Below are 15,726 nucleotides of genomic sequence, written 5' to 3' on the forward strand. Positions count from 1 at the left end.
CGATCAAAGTGCGGTCATTTTTGGGGCGATTTTTAGTTTTGCTCTTTTTTCAGTAACGCACATAAAAATAAGAAAGTAGAACAGATTACCACTGAGGGGCCGGCGGCGGTGTCGTAATAGGCGGATAAGGTTAAGCCCATGGAGACAGCAATCATGCTGATGATACTGGCGATGACAACCATGCTTTCCGGTGTGCGGGCAAAGCGTTTGGCGGTGGCGGCAGGAATAATAAGCAACGAGGTAATAATCAAAGCGCCGACAAATTTCATACTTAACGCAATGGTTAATGCGGTGAGTATCATTAAAATAAAGCGCATTCTTTTCACGTTAATGCCTTCCACTTGTGCCAGTTCAGGACTGATGGTGGTGGAAATGAGCGGTTTCCAAAAATAGCATAATGTGGCAAGCACGATGACAGCACCTATGCCGATATAAATTAAGTCTTCGTAGTTAATGGAAAGCAGATCACCGAATAAATAGGACATTAAATCTACCCGCACATTTTGCAGTAAGCCGACGGTTACCACGCCGATTGAAAGACAACTGTGAGCGATAATGCCAAGTAACGTATCGACAGAAAATTGCGTGTTATTTTCCAGCCAAACCATCACAACGGAAAGCAGTAACGTGAGGATGAGAATGGCGATATACGGATTGATTTGCAGGAAAATACCCAATGCCACGCCAAGGAGGGCAGAGTGGGACAGGGTATCGCCAAAGTAAGCCATTTTTCGCCAAACGACAAAAGCACCGAGGGGCGCGGTGATGAGCGAAAGTATCATGCCTGTAAGCCAAGCGGGAAAAAGAATATCAAACATCATATTACCTTGCGTTGGAGTGTTTCGGTTCCATATTGCAGATATCTCCATGCATATCATGACGATGATTGTGATGGTGGGTATAAACTGCAATGTTTTTAGAAAATTGATCACCGAAAAAGTGAATAAACGTCGGGTCATTAGACACGGTTTCCGGCGTGCCGGCACAGCAAATATGCTGATTGACACAAAGCACTTCATTGGTGTCTGCCATCACAATATGTAAGTCATGGGATACCATTAAAATGGCGCAATTAAGTTGCTTTTGGGTTTGATTGATCAGCTGGTAGAGTTCTGCCTGACCGGTCATATCCACCCCTTGAGTCGGTTCATCCAAGACCAATAAATTCGGTTTATTTAACATCGCTCGCGCCAATAGCACCCGTTGCATTTCGCCACCGGAGAGCTTTTGCATACTGTTGTGCATTAAATGGGTAATCGACAAGCGCGTCATTGCTTCTTGAATGTCTTGCTGTCCAATGCCTTTTTTTAGGGATAAAAATTTCTCCACAGTGATGGGAAGATTATGATCCAAATGGATTTTTTGCGGCACATAGCCAATACGAATATGTTTGTTATAAATGACTTGACCTGACGTGGGCTGTTGCAATTTTAGCAAGACTTTCAACAAGGTCGATTTACCTCCACCGTTTGGACCGACAATGGTAATAATGGAGTTGGGATAAACCGTCAAGTTAATGTTGCTTAACGCCACGTGTTGCCCGTATTTCACATTAATATTTTTTAATTCAACTAAAGGCAATTTAATTGCATTGATTTGCATATGAATTTTGGCATTTTGTTTTGAGGAAAAATTGCGCTAAAAATAACTTATTTTTTGAAGTTTAACAAGTTGAACGCAAATTTCTGTGTATAATGACGAGATTCATTTTAATTTATGTTTTGATGAATTTTTTTTTATTCATGTGGTCGTAACTACTATTCTGATGAAGGGTTTGTTGTAAAGGAAGTTGGTGCTGTGCAGTATATTATGTTGGCTAGAGATCGCCGTAAAAGAAAATCTCGTATAAAAGCCGTTATTTTTTTTATTGCGATTTGCTCAATTGCGCTTGGTGTTTTTTTACGCTTAAACGACAGTGCTTCCGATAAAGCGGAAACCATGGCTTATCCTCTTCATCTTGATTCTTCCATGACGAATGAGCTCACTTCAAGCACGAATCAATTTCAAGACATTCTCGCTGATGCACTCTATCCCGCATCTGCCTACACGACCTCGTTTGCGAATGAAACCTTGCAATCCTCACAAATTCTTGCGGATACTCGTGGGTTGAATACCGAAGATAATAATGCAACCTCTTATGAGGACGACCTTGGGCAAGATGACGAAGCGGAAGAAGTCACAACCCATGATGAATTTGATGGATTAGAGGGGTTGCCGAATGATGCTAAAGATGTGGTGGCGAATATTTTAGATGTAGCCGATCAAGCTATTCGGATTAAAGAACAATTCAGCCACACCGTTGTGAAAGGGGAGACATTAAAGGATGTCTTGGAGCTTTCCGGATTAGATGATGAGACCGGCAAGCAGTTGACCGAAGCCTATCCCGAATTAAAGCATTTACAGGCAGGGCAACAGTTTTACTGGATTTTGGATAATGATGGAAAATTAGAATATTTGAACTGGCTTGTTTCTCAAAAGAAAGAGCATACTTACGAATTGCAAGCAAGCGGACAATTTAAACGACAAATTATCGAAAAGAAAAGCACATGGAAGCGGGATGTTTTACGCGGTAGCATGGAAACGTCTTTTGTGAATAGTTTGAAGAGCATGGGACTGGAAAGTCGCCAAATTTATCAGTTATTTTCCGCCTTGCAGTGGCAAGTGAGCCTAAAACAGCTAAGTAAAGGCACAAAAATTTCCATTTTGGTCTCTCGTGAATATTTAGATGGCAAGCTCACCGGTCAGGGAAATGTGGAGGCAATTCATATTATCAGTAACGGTAAGAGCTATTATGCGATCCAAGCTGATAACGGGCGTTATTATAATCGCCAAGGTGAAACCTTAGGCAGAGGTTTTGCACGTTACCCATTGCAACGTCAAGCGCGGATTTCCTCACCGTTTAACCCTGTTCGCCGCCACCCGATTACCGGCCGAATTGCTCCGCATAAAGGGGTGGATTTTGCCATGCCGACAGGTACACCGGTGATTGCGCCGGCGGATGGCACAGTAGAAAAAATTGCTTATCAAGCCCATGGTGCCGGCCGTTATGTGGTGATTCGACATTCGCGTGAATACCAAACCGTTTATATGCATTTGAGCCGTCCTTTAGTGAAAGCAGGACAAACGGTCAAAAAAGGGGAAAGAATTGCGCTATCGGGGAATACCGGCGGGTCAACGGGACCGCACTTGCACTATGAATTTCATATTAACGGGCGTCCGGTCAATCCGATTACGGTAAAACTTCCCGGCACGAGCAGCAGTATGACCACAGCAGAACGTAAGGCGTTTTTAATTAAAGCGGCAGAAATTGAACGCGCGTTACGCTAAATTCGTGTGTGGATTAAATGGCAAATTAAACAAGCAAGGTAAGCGTAGAGGGAGCATGCGGAATGTTTAAATGAATTTGTGACCTAGGACAAATTTCTTATAAAAAATCACCGCACTTTATGCTTATTTTTGCGCTTTGAATGTAAATATGGTACTTTTTATTCGTCAATCCGACGGTAATGATTAAATTTTTTATGAACGAAGAACACTCGACCAATCAACCTGAAGCCAGTAAACAATCCTTTTTCCAATCTCTTTTCGGGCGCTTTTTCCAAGGCGAACTGAAAAATCGTGAAGACTTAGTGGAAGTCATTCGTGATTCCGAACAAAACGATTTAATCGATCAAGATACCCGCGAAATGATTGAGGGCGTGATGGAAATCGCCGAATTGCGCGTGCGTGATATCATGATCCCGCGTTCTCAAATTGTCTTTATTGAAGCGGAGCAGGATCTAGATTCCTGTTTGGATGTCATTATTGCATCAGCGCATTCCCGTTTTCCGGTGATTAAAGACGCAGATGATCGCGACAATATTGTTGGCATTTTACATGCCAAAGATTTGTTGAAATATTTACGTGCCAGTGCAGAAGAATTTAATCTGCTTGATGTTATTCGCCCGACAATGATTGTGCCGGAAAGTAAACGTGTGGACAGAATGCTAAAAGATTTCCGCTCCGAACGTTTTCACATGGCGATTGTAGTGAATGAATTTGGTGGCGTCTCAGGGTTGGTCACCATTGAAGACGTATTAGAGCAAATTGTCGGAGACATTGAAGACGAATTTGATGAAGAAGATGTGGCAGATATTCGTCAGCTTTCCCGACACACTTATGCCGTGCGTGCGTTGACGGATATTGATGATTTTAATCAGCAATTTAATACGCAATTTGTTGACGAAGAAGTGGATACTATCGGTGGATTGATTATGCAGGCCTTTGGTTATTTACCTAAACGTGGCGAAGAAATTACGCTGGAAAATCTCCACTTTAAAGTGACGTCTGCCGACAGCCGACGTATTATCCAGTTGCGTGTTACCGTGCCGGATGAACACCTGCCGGAGAAGGAAAAAACAGAAGAGATTATCGAATAGTTTTCGTTTTAACTTGATTTTTCATTATATCTTTAACGATGGCACGCGCTTTTCTAACGCGTGCCGTTTATTTCATTCAATAATAACATATTAGGGGTGTGTGCTGGGAGGCGTACGCCGTTTGCGTGATGAATAAATACTTAACTTACCTTATCGCACTATTTTCCGGTGTTATTGGCGTATTTGCCTTCGCACCTTTCAATTACTGGCCACTATCTTATGTTTCCTTGTTAGGATTAATTTGGGCAATAAAAACGCCACAAAAATCCACCGCACTTTTTTCTGCCTTTTTATGGGGCTTAGGTTTTTTCACATTTGGCGTCAATTGGTTGCACGTCAGTATTCATCAATTCGGCGATGCACCTCTGGTGGTGAGCTATTTCTTAGTGGTTGTGTTGGCAGCCTATTTATCTTTATATCCGCTCCTATTTGCCTATTTGGTACGTCGTCTGCAAGTGCAACGAGCAGTGATGTATCCAGTATTGTGGACGTTTACGGAATTCCTGCGCGGTTGGGTCTTCACCGGTTTTCCTTGGTTGCAGTTTGGCTATACGCAGATTGAGAGTCCTTTTTCAGGTATTGCACCGATTTTTGGTGTTACCGGATTAACATTTTTTACGATGTTTGTGAGTGCGGTCATTTTTAACGGCGTTTTTGCATGGCTAAGCGCACCACGCAAGATCACGATGGCGGTGGCGAATGTCTTGATTCTAGCCATTGTTGCTTTGCTTGCCGGTTATACGTCCAAAGCAAAATATGTGCAAGACATCCCTGAAAAAGCCGTGAATATCACCTTAGTTCAAGGCAATATTGAGCAAAATTTAAAATGGGATCCGAATTATTTGTCTCAAACCATGGAAAATTATGGGCGATTGATTGGCGATAATTTGGGGAAAACAGATTTAATTATTTTGCCGGAAGCGGCATTTCCTACTTATGAAAATAATATCCAACCATTTTTCCAAATGCTCCAATCCATGGCGGAAAAAACGAATACAGAAGTGATGATTGGAACGATTTATCGTGATGAGTCTGTGGGTAAGTTATTCAATTCTATTGCGGTAGTTGGTAATAAAGCGATGCCTTATGAGCTAAAAACGCCTAACCGCTATAATAAACATCATTTAGTGCCGTTTGGCGAGTATGTACCGTTAGAAAACCTTTTACGTCCGCTTGGAACAGTGTTTAATTTGCCGATGTCAGCTTTTCAAAGTGGTGATTTTGTTCAAAAACCACTCTCAGCCAAAAATGTTAATTTCACAGCGGCGATTTGTTATGAAATTATTTTGGGTGCGCAGTTACAGAAAAATAAGGTAGCGGATTCCAATTTCATTTTAACCATTTCTAATGATGCGTGGTTCGGCAATTCCATTGGCCCATGGCAACATTTGCAAATGGCACAAATGCGAGCATTAGAGTTTGGTAAGCCTGTCATTCGTGCCACGAACACAGGTGTTACCGCATTTATTAATGCACAAGGGGAAATCGTGGCGCAAGCACCACAATTTGTGGAAACCGTACTTACGCATAAGATCGCGCCGACAGAAGGCAAAACGCCTTATGCCGTATTAGGTGATACTCCTTTATTTATTCTAAGTGCGGTCTTTTTCTTGCTACATTTCTTGGGTGGATTTGTTCAGCGTCGTATTTTGAAAAAGATGCAATATCCAACAACTTAAAAAACAAAAACACCGGAGAATATCCGGTGTTTTTGTTGATTCGGTGAGGCGAACATTAACGGCTACGGAAAATGATGCGGCCTTTGCTTAAATCGTAGGGTGTCATTTCTACGGTGACTTTATCACCAGTTAAAATACGAATATAGTTCTTACGCATCTTGCCCGAAATATGTGCAGTTACCACATGGCCGTTTTCTAACTCAACGCGAAACATGGTGTTTGGTAAGGTTTCCAGAATTGTACCTTGCATTTCAATGCAATCTTCTTTTGCCATTTTATCCTCTAAAATAATTAATCGGTTTTCCCGCCGGCATCTGTTGGCGGAATCTTATATGAAAATTCGGTGCGAATTATACCGTTTTTATTGGAAACAAGGAAGTTTTTATCCGGACAATCCGCTTTGCTTAGATTTCATTTTGGATGACTCGTTGTTTTTTAATATAGCCGGAATTAAACTTGTGATAACGCCGATATAAAAAGCCCGGCATTAAACCGGGCTTTTTTTCGTAAAACTGAATTATTCAGCAACGATAACAACGTTTAAGTGAGAGAAAACTTCACCGTGGAATTGGAAAGTTACTTCATGTTCACCAAGCGTACGGATTAAACCATTTGGTAAACGTACTTCACTTTTCGCCACTTCAACGCCTTTTGCAGTGATTGCATCAGCGATGTCACGAGTACCGATAGAACCGAATAAACGACCTTCGTCGCCCGCTTTAGATGCGATGGTTACAGAACCTAATGCTTCTAAGCGTGCTGCGCGGTCAACAGCTGCAGCTAATGCTTGAGCTGCTTTTTCTTCTAATTCTGCACGGCGTGCTTCGAAATGTTCAATGTTTGCTTTGGTTGCCATAACTGCTTTACCTTGTGGGATTAAGTAGTTACGTGCGAAACCAGATTTCACATTGACTTGATCGCCCACTTTACCTAAGTGTGCAATTTTATCTAAAAGAATTACTTGCATTTGACCTTCCCCTTCTTAGTGATGATGTGTATCAGAGTAAGGTAATAACGCTAAATAACGTGCGCGTTTGATTGCGCGAGCTAATTGGCGTTGGTACTTCGCACGAGTACCGGTAATGCGGCTTGGTACAATTTTGCCGCTTTCAGAAATGTAGTTCTTTAATGTAGCGATATCTTTGTAATCGATTTCAACAACATTTTCCGCTGTGAAACGGCAGAACTTACGACGACGGAAATAACGTGCCATTTGGCTAGTCTCCTAATCTATAAATTCGATTTGCTCGGCATGTAGGACTAATTGTGTTGACCCATTATTTAATTGATGGGTGGTTAAGAAACCTAGAATTAATACTTTACTGCCGACCGTAATGCCTTGAGTTTTTTCTACTAATTGATTGCCACTGATTTGAACGGGCATTTTACACCAGGCTTGTCGCATTAAATTTGCTTCTTGCTGGCTCGAACGATGTTCCAATAAAAATTGGCAATGTTCGATTCCGTTCGGGCTTTTGCGTCGTTTAGGATTATTGGCGACAACACCAATAATGGATAAACGATTATCAATGTTCAAATTACTCTTCAGCATCCTCAAAATCGTTGGATTCAACTTCAGTTAAAGCTTTACGATCGTCTTTTGCTTTAACCATTGGGGACGCTTCGGTTACGGCGTGCTTAGTGTGAATAACAAGGCTGCGCAATACAGCATCGTTATAACGGAAAGTCGTTTCTAGCTCGTCGATGACTTGTTGAGGCGCTTCTACATTCATAAGCACATAGTGTGCTTTATGTAATTTGTTAATTGGGTATGCTAATTGACGGCGACCCCAATCTTCTAGGCGATGAATTTGACCGCCGGCTTCTTTTACAGAACCGGTATAACGTTCAATCATCCCTGGTACTTGCTCGCTTTGATCCGGGTGGACCATAAACACGATTTCGTAGTGACGCATTACTGCTCCTTACGGGTTAATCAGCCTCCAACGTTAAGACCAGTCACCAATCTTGTGGAAGCAAGGAACTTATTCGGACGTGACTGAGGGCGCAAATTATACACGGAATCCGAGTTTTTGCAATAAAAGTGCGGTCATTTTTTTCAGTGTTTTTCCCCTTGGGCGTTTTTACATCCAAGCATTATTACGAATAATGCCGACTGCGATACCTTCGATTTCAAAATGCGGACGTTGGGTTAAATCTACGACAATTGGGGCAAATTCTTCGTTTTCAGCGTGCAAGTAAATCATCGAACCTTTACGCTCCAAGCGTTTTACTGTCACTTCATCTTCAATACGTGCGACCACAACTTGACCATTGCGCACATCTTTTGTGCTATGCACTGCTAGTAAGTCGCCGTCTAAAATACCAATGTCTTTCATGGATTGCCCATACACTTTGAGCAGAAAATCCGCTTGTGGTTTAAACATTGCAGGATCAACATGATATGTACCTTCGATATGCTGTTCGGCTAAAATCGGTTCACCGGCGGCAACGCGACCAATGAGGGGGAGGCCGGGTTCTTCTTCTGCATGATTATCTTCCAATAAAAGACGAATGCCACGTGATGCACCGGAAACAATTTCAATGACACCTTTTTTTGCCAATGCCTTCAAATGTTCTTCTGCTGCATTAGGAGAGCGAAACCCTAACTCTTTTGAAATCTCCGCTCGCGTTGGTGGCATACCTGTGGTTTCCAGATGATGTTTAAGAAAATCATAGACTTCTTGCTGGCGGGCTGTGAGTGGTTTCATAATATCGATCCTGTTCATATATACATAAATAACTGGTATTATATACAGAAAAATAAGCAGTGCAATCTTTTCTTTGGTAAAAGATAACGCGAATGATGACGTTATCTGAGAATTGTGTCGTAGGTCACTAATTCAGTAAAAATTTTATGCTAAACTAGCGCAAGTTTGACAACCTTTTAGTGATATGACGTTATAACAAGGACATTTATTATGGCGAGTTTTCTTAATGCTTATCGAAAATTGCTCGAGTTGCCATTGTCGATTTTAGTAAAAAATAATCCGATTCCACATCACCCTATTGAAGAATTAGCACTGAATGTTGCGCAACCTGTCGTTTATGTGTTGCCTTACACCTCTGAAACCGACTTTGTGATTTTCCGCAAAAACTGTTTGAGCGTCGGTTTACCGGATCCCTTGGAGCAAAATGAAATTAATGGGCGTGTTTTGCCACGTTTTGTCTTTTTAGATGAAGGACGGCGCTTTTTTAAATCCAAAGGTGCGAAGAAAGAAACTATCACGATCTTCAATAACTATTTGGAATTGCACCGCACTTTGCCAGAATTAGATGTTCAACTCATTCCGGTTTCGGTTTTGTGGGGAAGAGCTCCGGGACGCGAAGACAAAACCGGTTTACCGAATTTACGTTTGTTAAACGGACTACAAAAAACCATCGCAGCACTCTGGTTTGGACGGGATACTTTTGTACGTTTTTCTCAAGCGGTATCTTTGCGTTATATGACGCGTGAGCATGGCTTTGATCAGAAAATCGCACAAAAACTCGCCCGCGTGGCAAAAATACACTTTGCCAAGCAGCGGATTTCTGCGACTGGCCCGCGTTTGCCTAATCGCCAAGCGATGTTTAATAAACTATTGCAACAACCGGTGATATTGGCGGCCATTGAGGATGAAGCGAAAAGCAAAAATATCAGTAAAGAAAAAGCCTACAAAGAAGCCGAAAAAATTTTAGATGAAATTGCTGCTAATGTGAGTTATGAAGGATTACGCATGGCAGATCGTTTCTTGCGTTGGCTATGGAATAAACTTTATCAAGGTATCGATGTAGAAAATGCTGATCGCGTGCGGAAATTAGCATTAGAGGGGCATGAAATTGTGTATGTGCCTTGCCATCGTAGTCATATTGACTATCTCTTGCTTTCCTATGTGTTATATCACCAAGGTTTGGTACCGCCACATATCGCTGCTGGAATTAACTTAAATTTCTGGCCAGTTGGGGGCATGTTCCGCCGTGGTGGGGCATTCTTTATTCGTCGTACCTTTAAAGGCAATCGCTTGTATTCCACCATTTTCCGTGAATATTTGGCGGAATTGTTCCATCGTGGTTATTCTGTGGAATACTTTATTGAAGGCGGGCGTTCCCGTACTGGTCGCTTGTTAGCGCCAAAAACCGGCATGATGTCGATGACTTTGCAAGCCTTACAGCAGCAACAAACCCGGCCGATTTCTGTCGTGCCGGTGTATGTGGGGTATGAACACGTTTTAGAAGTGGACACATACGCAAAAGAGCTGCGTGGAGCGGCAAAAGAAAAAGAAAATGCCGGTTTAGTGTTACGTGTGATCAAAAAGTTACGCAATTTGGGCAAAGGTTATGTGAATTTTGGTGAGCCGATTACTTTAAGCAATTATTTGAACCAGCATTTCCCGGAATGGAAAGCTCCATTGGAAGATCGCCCACAATGGTTTAACAAAGCGGTTGACGCAGTCTCTCATCAAGTAATGGTGAATATCAACAAAGCGGCAGCAGTGAATGCCATGAACTTAACCGGTACAGCGTTGTTATCCTCCCGACAACGTGCGCTATCTCGCGAGCAATTGTTAGAGCAGCTTGCCAGTTATCAACAATTCTTACAAAACGTGCCATATTCCGATGATGTGGTGATTCCAACGGAAAAACCGGAAATTATGCTTGATCATGTGTTAAGTTTGGATCGCATTGGTATTTTGGTGGAAAAAGACAATTTTGGTGAAATTGTTCGCTTGGAACGTTCTTCTGCTGTATTAATGACCTACTACCGCAATAATATCCAGCACCTTTTTGTCTTGCCATCATTGGTTGCCAGCATTGTGTTGCATTATGAGGCGATTCAAAAAACCTTAGTGCTGGATAGTGTATTGAAAATTTATCCGTTCTTGCGAAGTGAATTATTCCTGCATTTTAATGAAGAAGCGCAAATTGCCGAACGAGTAGAGCAGATTATTCAAGAATTTCAACGGCAAAATATTATTAAACATAGTGAAAATGTGTTGACTATCAATAAGCCGAATATTCGGATGCTACAATTGTGGTCTGCCGGTGTGCGTGAAATTTTGCAACGTTACTACATCACCGTGAATTTGTTGCAAAATAATCCATTGATTTCTCGTGCGAATTTGGAAAAAGAAAGTCAGTCTGTAGCGCAACGCTTGTCTGTTCTACATGGCATTAATGCACCAGAATTTTTTGATAAAGCGGTTTTCTCTGCTTTTACGAATAGCTTAAAAGAACAGGGCTATTTCAATGAAAGTGGCACAGCCAATACGGAAAAACTACAGGAATTAGCCACGATCTTAACGCATTTAATTTCTACTGAGATTTGCCTAACGATTAACGGTGCGGTGGCGAAAGTGGAAGAAAAAGAACAGGATGAGAATTAACTAAAATAATAAACATCAATTAGCCGCCAAAAGCCGGATTAGGATATTGGACGTTTGGTGCGCTAATTGATTTTTTATTTATTGATTATCTAAATACACCCACCACAGCTACCACAACGCCAATCCTCTGGATTTACGGCTTGGTAAAATGCCCGCATATACTCTTCTTCTAATGGAATATTATATTGAATAAATAAATCAGATAACCAATCCATGTTAGCGAGTATCCAATCATTTTCATCTAAGCCTTCTAAATAAAGTTCATCTTCGGGATCCATGAAATTATAAATATTTTGTGTTCCCATATCTTTATCCCGTCGTTCAGCAGGAAGTGTAAGAGGCAGTCCGTTATAACTGATTTCCCAATGACCTAAACAAAGCGTATGACCTTTTGATGTCCAGTTGGCAGTAAATGGATTTTCCATGATTTTTTATACGTTGCTGTAATAAAGGTGGGGAGGAGTATAAAACGTGAAATGAAATGAGCCATACTACAAACATGGTAATCCTGTGGGTAATCATAAAAAACTTGATCTCACGCAAAGAGAATACCTCAAAAAGTTTAAGCCCGTTTTTCATGAGAATGAATTTATCCTCTTTATTTTGCTAACTTTTCTTTTTGCTTTAGGTAGAAATTCGCTATAATTCTAAGCAATTTTTTTATGTTTTTGATTTATTTTTGAGTGTGATTTCATGTTAAAGCAAGTGACCGATTCCCTATTAGTTCGCAATAATTTAGCATTATCAGATTTGTCTAATCTGTTCGATACCTTAGCGCAACGCAACGTAGATTATGGCGATTTATATTTTCAGCTAAGCCAGGATGAAAACTGGGTATTGGAAGACGGAATTATTAAAGAGGGCGGATTTCATATTGATCGCGGCGTGGGCGTGCGTGCGGTAAGCGGTGAGAAAACCGGTTTTGCCTATTCGGATCAAATTAATTTAGCCAATTTGCAACAATGCGCTCAAGCGGTGCGCGGTATTGCACAACCTTCTCAATGTAATTTTATTCTGCCGGTGAGATTTAACCCGGTGGACGCACCGTTGCGTTATCAATCCATTAATCCGCTATACAGTTTAAGCCAAGAGCAAAAAATTGAATTATTGCGTTTAGTGGATAGAACCGCTCGTGCGGAAGACCCGCGAGTGGTGCAGGTGAATGCCGGTTTGAGTATGGTATATGAGGAAATGTTGGTGGCAGCCACGGACGGCACCTTGGCAGCTGATATTCGCCCACTCATTCGTTTATCGGTTTCCGTATTGGTAGAACAAGACGGTAAGCGCGAACGTGGTAGTGCGGGCGCAGGCGGTCGTTTCGGCTTGGAATGGTTCTTTGAGAGCTATCAAGGTGAGCAAAGAGCGGTCTATTTTGCGAAAGAATCGGTGCGTCAAGCATTGGTGAATTTAGGTGCGGTGGCGGCACCGGCAGGATTAATGCCGGTGGTGTTGGGCGCAGGTTGGCCGGGTGTGTTATTACATGAAGCAGTGGGGCACGGCTTGGAAGGCGATTTTAATCGTAAAGAAAGTTCCTTATTTACCGGCAAAATCGGCGAATTAGTCACATCACCGTTATGCACAATCGTGGATGATGGCACTTTAATGGATCGCCGAGGATCAGTCACCGTTGACGATGAAGGTGTGCCGAGCCAACATAACGTGCTAATTAAAGACGGTATTTTGCAGAAATACATGCAAGATAAAATGAATGCTCGCTTGATGGGCGTGCAACCGACAGGCAATGGACGTCGTGAATCCTATGCGCATTTGCCAATGCCTCGTATGACCAATACCTATATGTTGGCAGGCAAAGATAAATTTGAGGATTTAGTGGCGTCCGTAGAACAAGGCATTTTTGCACCGCACTTTGGTGGTGGCCAGGTGGATATTACCTCCGGCAAATTCGTGTTTTCTACGTCTGAAGCTTATTTGATTGAAAAAGGCAAAATTACCAAGCCGGTGAAGGGCGCAACCTTAATCGGTAGTGGTATTGAAGTGATGCAAAATGTGTCCATGATTGCGGATGAAGTAGAATTGGATCATGGTGTAGGCACTTGTGGTAAAGAAGGACAAAGTGTGCCGGTGGGTGTGGGACAACCGGCGTTGAAAATCGATCAAATTACCGTAGGTGGGACAAATTAATACGTACGCAATATCGCATTGTTAAATAGCGGAGATCATCAATAAATGAAAAAATCGACATATTTGTTTTTGGGACTTCTTGTATGCGGGGTTGTCGGTGGTGGATATTACTGGCATCAAGAGCAAAAATTCAACGATCCTAATGGGGTTAAAATCACGTTAAACCCGATTCAACCAACACAGTATCAGGCTGAAGGGGGAGAAATAATTGCACCGTTAGTGATTGATTTTAGCGCAAATATTGTTGCACCGAATCAAGTAAAAGCACCTATTGCGCAGGGCATTAAGCTTCTTCCATCAGTGAAAGGGCAGTGGACATGGGAAAATGAACACGCACTGGCTTTTTTGCCGGCGCAAGATTGGGCGGCGGGGCAAGAATATCAGGTGACACTAGATAGACAACTACTTAACGCAAGCTTATCCTATGCACCGGAAGTTACCCAACCTCAAACGGTCAAAACAGCACCCTTTAGTGTCGTCCGTGCGGAAGGGGAATTTTCTCAAGATGCTATTTCAGGACAGCATTATGCAGTGGGTCATATTGTTTTTTCTCATCCGGTCGATCCGAAAGTGCTGGAACACGCCATTGAATTTAAGTTAGTTCAACAACCGAAGGGAAAAGAGGCTACGCTAATAAAAACGTTGCCTTTTAACGTCACCTATTCTGATAATCAGCTTGAAGCGTGGATTCGTTCTGAGCCGTTAGCGCTCGCAACACAAGAGGATGAGTTTGTGCAAATTAGCCTCTTGAAGTCACTACAATCGAAATTAGGCGGAAATACATTGGATAAAGATGTTGGCATTCCCCTAATTGCTATTCCGAATGAATTTAGTTTGAAAAATACACAAAGCACATTCTCTTTTGTAAATGATGAGGAAGATGTCCTTGATCAGGTGCTAACACTGCATTTTAACAACGAAGTGAATGAAGAGGATATTGCGGATAGTTTGGTTGCGGTGTTACTGCCGGCTTTGCCGAAAGGTGAAACGTGGTCTTATGAAAAATTAAATGAATCTGCCCTGTTGCAGGGCGAGGTGATTAAGCCGGAGCTTCTTGGTGAGGGGCAATCTTATACGACAAAAACGGCTTTTCGTCTGAGCGTACCGGAAGAACGTTGCGTGTATTTTATTTTAAATAATGAGTTCACCGCAAAAGGGGGCTATCGTTTTAAAGATCCATTAGGTAGTTTAGCTTGCTTACCTCATTATCCGCATCATGTGGAGTTTGTCGGTCAAGATGATCTTCTTCCGCAATACTGGAATAGCAAAATTAATTTAAAAATACGTAATGCGCAAAGTGTAACATTAGATGTTGCACCATTATCGAAAACACAAGTACTTTCAATGATTAATTGGAGCGCGCCATCTCTTCAACCATCAGATTTGGCTGTCTTTAAGCCGGAAAAAGCAACGCTTTTCAAAACAGAGACGTTACATACCGAAGGTGAAAATCCACGTTACTTTGATTTTCTTTCCGTGGATTTAGCTGAAAAAGGGCTACCTTCTAAGGGCATTTTTTGGTTAAAAGCTGAAGTTCCTGTACCGGCAGAGAAAACGGAAGTGGAAAGTGCGGTCAAAAATGACATCGATCAGGTGACAGACAAATTGACGGACTATCGCTTGCTTGTTTTAACCGATTTTGACGTGACAACGGAGATGGAGGATAGTGGTAAGTATGTCGTTAAGGTAAAATCCTTAGCCACCGGCGAACCGATTGAGGGCGCAACCATTCGTCTCGTGACGGCAACGGCAGAAGAAAGAGAAGCACAAGCAACCAATGAGAAAGGGGAAACCACCATTGAATTGCCGAAAGAAAATGCCGGTAAGACGTGTGTGCTTTGGGTTACCAAAGGCGATGACGCCTCTTTTGTGATTATTCATGCCCCTTAATGGGGTCTATTATGCCTTGCATTGACAGAGATTTAACCTGAACATTTTTTTGTATGCTACGTAGCAAGTTTAAATGTAAAAGCGGTTAATTTGTCTGTGTAAAAAGAGGCAGTTAAATTTGTGATTAATGTCTTTTCATTGGGGGATAATCACTATATCATTAGCAACTCATCTTTATCATCGCCGCTTATCTTTTATGATAAGTATTTGTTTCTAATTTTTACCGAAAAATGT

Annotated in this window: 15 protein-coding genes; 6 read left to right on the plus strand and 9 right to left on the minus strand. The window is 41.9% G+C overall.

The window, feature by feature from the left end; all coding sequences use genetic code 11:
• Positions 1-32: 32 nt before the first annotated feature.
• Positions 33-818, minus strand: a complete 786-nt coding sequence (znuB, locus tag AC30SF_RS03275) for a zinc ABC transporter permease subunit ZnuB (RefSeq protein WP_290521093.1) — start codon at positions 816-818, stop codon at positions 33-35.
• A 4-nt stretch (positions 819-822) separates the two neighbouring features.
• Positions 823-1,602, minus strand: a complete 780-nt coding sequence (gene znuC / locus AC30SF_RS03280; RefSeq protein ID WP_209362833.1) for a zinc ABC transporter ATP-binding protein ZnuC — start codon at positions 1,600-1,602, stop codon at positions 823-825.
• A gap of 195 nt (positions 1,603-1,797) precedes the next feature.
• Here znuC and mepM point away from each other — a divergent pair, with 195 nt between their 5' ends.
• From mepM to lnt, 3 genes are all read left to right on the plus strand, one after another.
• Positions 1,798-3,327: a murein DD-endopeptidase MepM gene (gene mepM, locus AC30SF_RS03285; RefSeq protein WP_489607542.1), complete on the plus strand. Its 1,530-nt coding sequence runs from the start codon at positions 1,798-1,800 to the stop codon at positions 3,325-3,327.
• 194 nt (positions 3,328-3,521) lie between these two features.
• Complete coding sequence (gene corC, locus AC30SF_RS03290; RefSeq protein ID WP_485860626.1) at positions 3,522-4,418, plus strand: CNNM family magnesium/cobalt transport protein CorC; 897 nt, start codon at positions 3,522-3,524, stop codon at positions 4,416-4,418.
• 128 nt (positions 4,419-4,546) lie between these two features.
• Positions 4,547-6,097 carry an apolipoprotein N-acyltransferase gene (gene lnt / locus AC30SF_RS03295; protein WP_489607543.1) on the plus strand — a complete coding sequence of 517 codons (1,551 nt, stop codon included), beginning with the start codon at positions 4,547-4,549 and terminating at the stop codon, positions 6,095-6,097.
• Positions 6,098-6,152: 55 nt separating this feature from the next.
• Here the strand turns inward: lnt and infA are convergent, their stop codons facing one another.
• The 6 genes from infA to lexA all read right to left on the minus strand — a co-directional run bounded on the left by infA (position 6,153) and on the right by lexA (position 8,808).
• Positions 6,153-6,371: a translation initiation factor IF-1 gene (gene infA, locus AC30SF_RS03300; RefSeq protein ID WP_005627617.1), complete on the minus strand. Its 219-nt coding sequence runs from the start codon at positions 6,369-6,371 to the stop codon at positions 6,153-6,155.
• Positions 6,372-6,614: 243 nt separating this feature from the next.
• Positions 6,615-7,064 (minus strand): 50S ribosomal protein L9, encoded by a 450-nt coding sequence (gene rplI / locus AC30SF_RS03305; protein ID WP_021617038.1) that lies wholly within the window; start codon positions 7,062-7,064, stop codon positions 6,615-6,617.
• A gap of 15 nt (positions 7,065-7,079) precedes the next feature.
• Positions 7,080-7,310, minus strand: a complete 231-nt coding sequence (gene rpsR / locus AC30SF_RS03310; RefSeq protein ID WP_005541294.1) for a 30S ribosomal protein S18 — start codon at positions 7,308-7,310, stop codon at positions 7,080-7,082.
• Positions 7,311-7,322: 12 nt separating this feature from the next.
• Positions 7,323-7,649: a primosomal replication protein N gene (priB, locus tag AC30SF_RS03315; protein ID WP_209362829.1), complete on the minus strand. Its 327-nt coding sequence runs from the start codon at positions 7,647-7,649 to the stop codon at positions 7,323-7,325.
• Positions 7,636-8,013, minus strand: coding sequence for a 30S ribosomal protein S6 (gene rpsF, locus AC30SF_RS03320; RefSeq protein ID WP_005555822.1), 378 nt, complete (start codon positions 8,011-8,013; stop codon positions 7,636-7,638). The genes priB and rpsF overlap by 14 nt, the downstream gene beginning before the upstream one ends.
• Positions 8,014-8,181: 168 nt before the next feature.
• The gene (gene lexA / locus AC30SF_RS03325; protein ID WP_290521087.1) at positions 8,182-8,808 is read right to left on the minus strand and encodes a transcriptional repressor LexA; all 627 of its coding nucleotides are present in this window, start codon (positions 8,806-8,808) and stop codon (positions 8,182-8,184) included.
• A 210-nt stretch (positions 8,809-9,018) separates the two neighbouring features.
• Here lexA and plsB point away from each other — a divergent pair, with 210 nt between their 5' ends.
• On the plus strand, positions 9,019-11,460 hold the full coding sequence (plsB, locus tag AC30SF_RS03330) for a glycerol-3-phosphate 1-O-acyltransferase PlsB (RefSeq protein ID WP_209362827.1): 2,442 nt from the start codon (positions 9,019-9,021) through the stop codon (positions 11,458-11,460).
• 89 nt (positions 11,461-11,549) lie between these two features.
• Here plsB and AC30SF_RS03335 read toward each other — a convergent pair whose 3' ends face one another.
• Positions 11,550-11,885, minus strand: a complete 336-nt coding sequence (locus AC30SF_RS03335; RefSeq protein WP_033002806.1) for a hypothetical protein — start codon at positions 11,883-11,885, stop codon at positions 11,550-11,552.
• Positions 11,886-12,153: 268 nt separating this feature from the next.
• On the opposite strand from AC30SF_RS03335, the gene tldD reads away from it, so the two are divergent.
• Both tldD and AC30SF_RS03345 read left to right on the plus strand, forming a co-directional pair.
• Positions 12,154-13,602: a metalloprotease TldD gene (tldD, locus tag AC30SF_RS03340; RefSeq protein WP_489607544.1), complete on the plus strand. Its 1,449-nt coding sequence runs from the start codon at positions 12,154-12,156 to the stop codon at positions 13,600-13,602.
• 45 nt (positions 13,603-13,647) lie between these two features.
• On the plus strand, positions 13,648-15,492 hold the full coding sequence (locus tag AC30SF_RS03345; RefSeq protein WP_489607545.1) for a hypothetical protein: 1,845 nt from the start codon (positions 13,648-13,650) through the stop codon (positions 15,490-15,492).
• The last annotated feature ends 234 nt before the right edge of the window (positions 15,493-15,726 follow it).

The sequence above is a fragment of the Aggregatibacter valvarum genome (genome assembly GCF_980468985.1).

What these genes read in the sequence shown, in the direction of transcription:
- znuB (WP_290521093.1), bottom strand. Translation starts at nt 818, where the DNA reads ATGTTTGATATTCTTTTTCCCGCTTGGCTTACAGGCATGATACTTTCG.
- znuC (WP_209362833.1), bottom strand. Translation starts at nt 1,602, where the DNA reads ATGCAAATCAATGCAATTAAATTGCCTTTAGTTGAATTAAAAAATATT.
- corC (WP_485860626.1), top strand. Translation starts at nt 3,522, where the DNA reads ATGAACGAAGAACACTCGACCAATCAACCTGAAGCCAGTAAACAATCC.
- lnt (WP_489607543.1), top strand. Translation starts at nt 4,547, where the DNA reads ATGAATAAATACTTAACTTACCTTATCGCACTATTTTCCGGTGTTATT.
- infA (WP_005627617.1), bottom strand. Translation starts at nt 6,371, where the DNA reads ATGGCAAAAGAAGATTGCATTGAAATGCAAGGTACAATTCTGGAAACC.
- rplI (WP_021617038.1), bottom strand. Translation starts at nt 7,064, where the DNA reads ATGCAAGTAATTCTTTTAGATAAAATTGCACACTTAGGTAAAGTGGGC.
- rpsR (WP_005541294.1), bottom strand. Translation starts at nt 7,310, where the DNA reads ATGGCACGTTATTTCCGTCGTCGTAAGTTCTGCCGTTTCACAGCGGAA.
- priB (WP_209362829.1), bottom strand. Translation starts at nt 7,649, where the DNA reads ATGCTGAAGAGTAATTTGAACATTGATAATCGTTTATCCATTATTGGT.
- rpsF (WP_005555822.1), bottom strand. Translation starts at nt 8,013, where the DNA reads ATGCGTCACTACGAAATCGTGTTTATGGTCCACCCGGATCAAAGCGAG.
- lexA (WP_290521087.1), bottom strand. Translation starts at nt 8,808, where the DNA reads ATGAAACCACTCACAGCCCGCCAGCAAGAAGTCTATGATTTTCTTAAA.
- plsB (WP_209362827.1), top strand. Translation starts at nt 9,019, where the DNA reads ATGGCGAGTTTTCTTAATGCTTATCGAAAATTGCTCGAGTTGCCATTG.
- AC30SF_RS03335 (WP_033002806.1), bottom strand. Translation starts at nt 11,885, where the DNA reads ATGGAAAATCCATTTACTGCCAACTGGACATCAAAAGGTCATACGCTT.
- tldD (WP_489607544.1), top strand. Translation starts at nt 12,154, where the DNA reads ATGTTAAAGCAAGTGACCGATTCCCTATTAGTTCGCAATAATTTAGCA.
- AC30SF_RS03345 (WP_489607545.1), top strand. Translation starts at nt 13,648, where the DNA reads ATGAAAAAATCGACATATTTGTTTTTGGGACTTCTTGTATGCGGGGTT.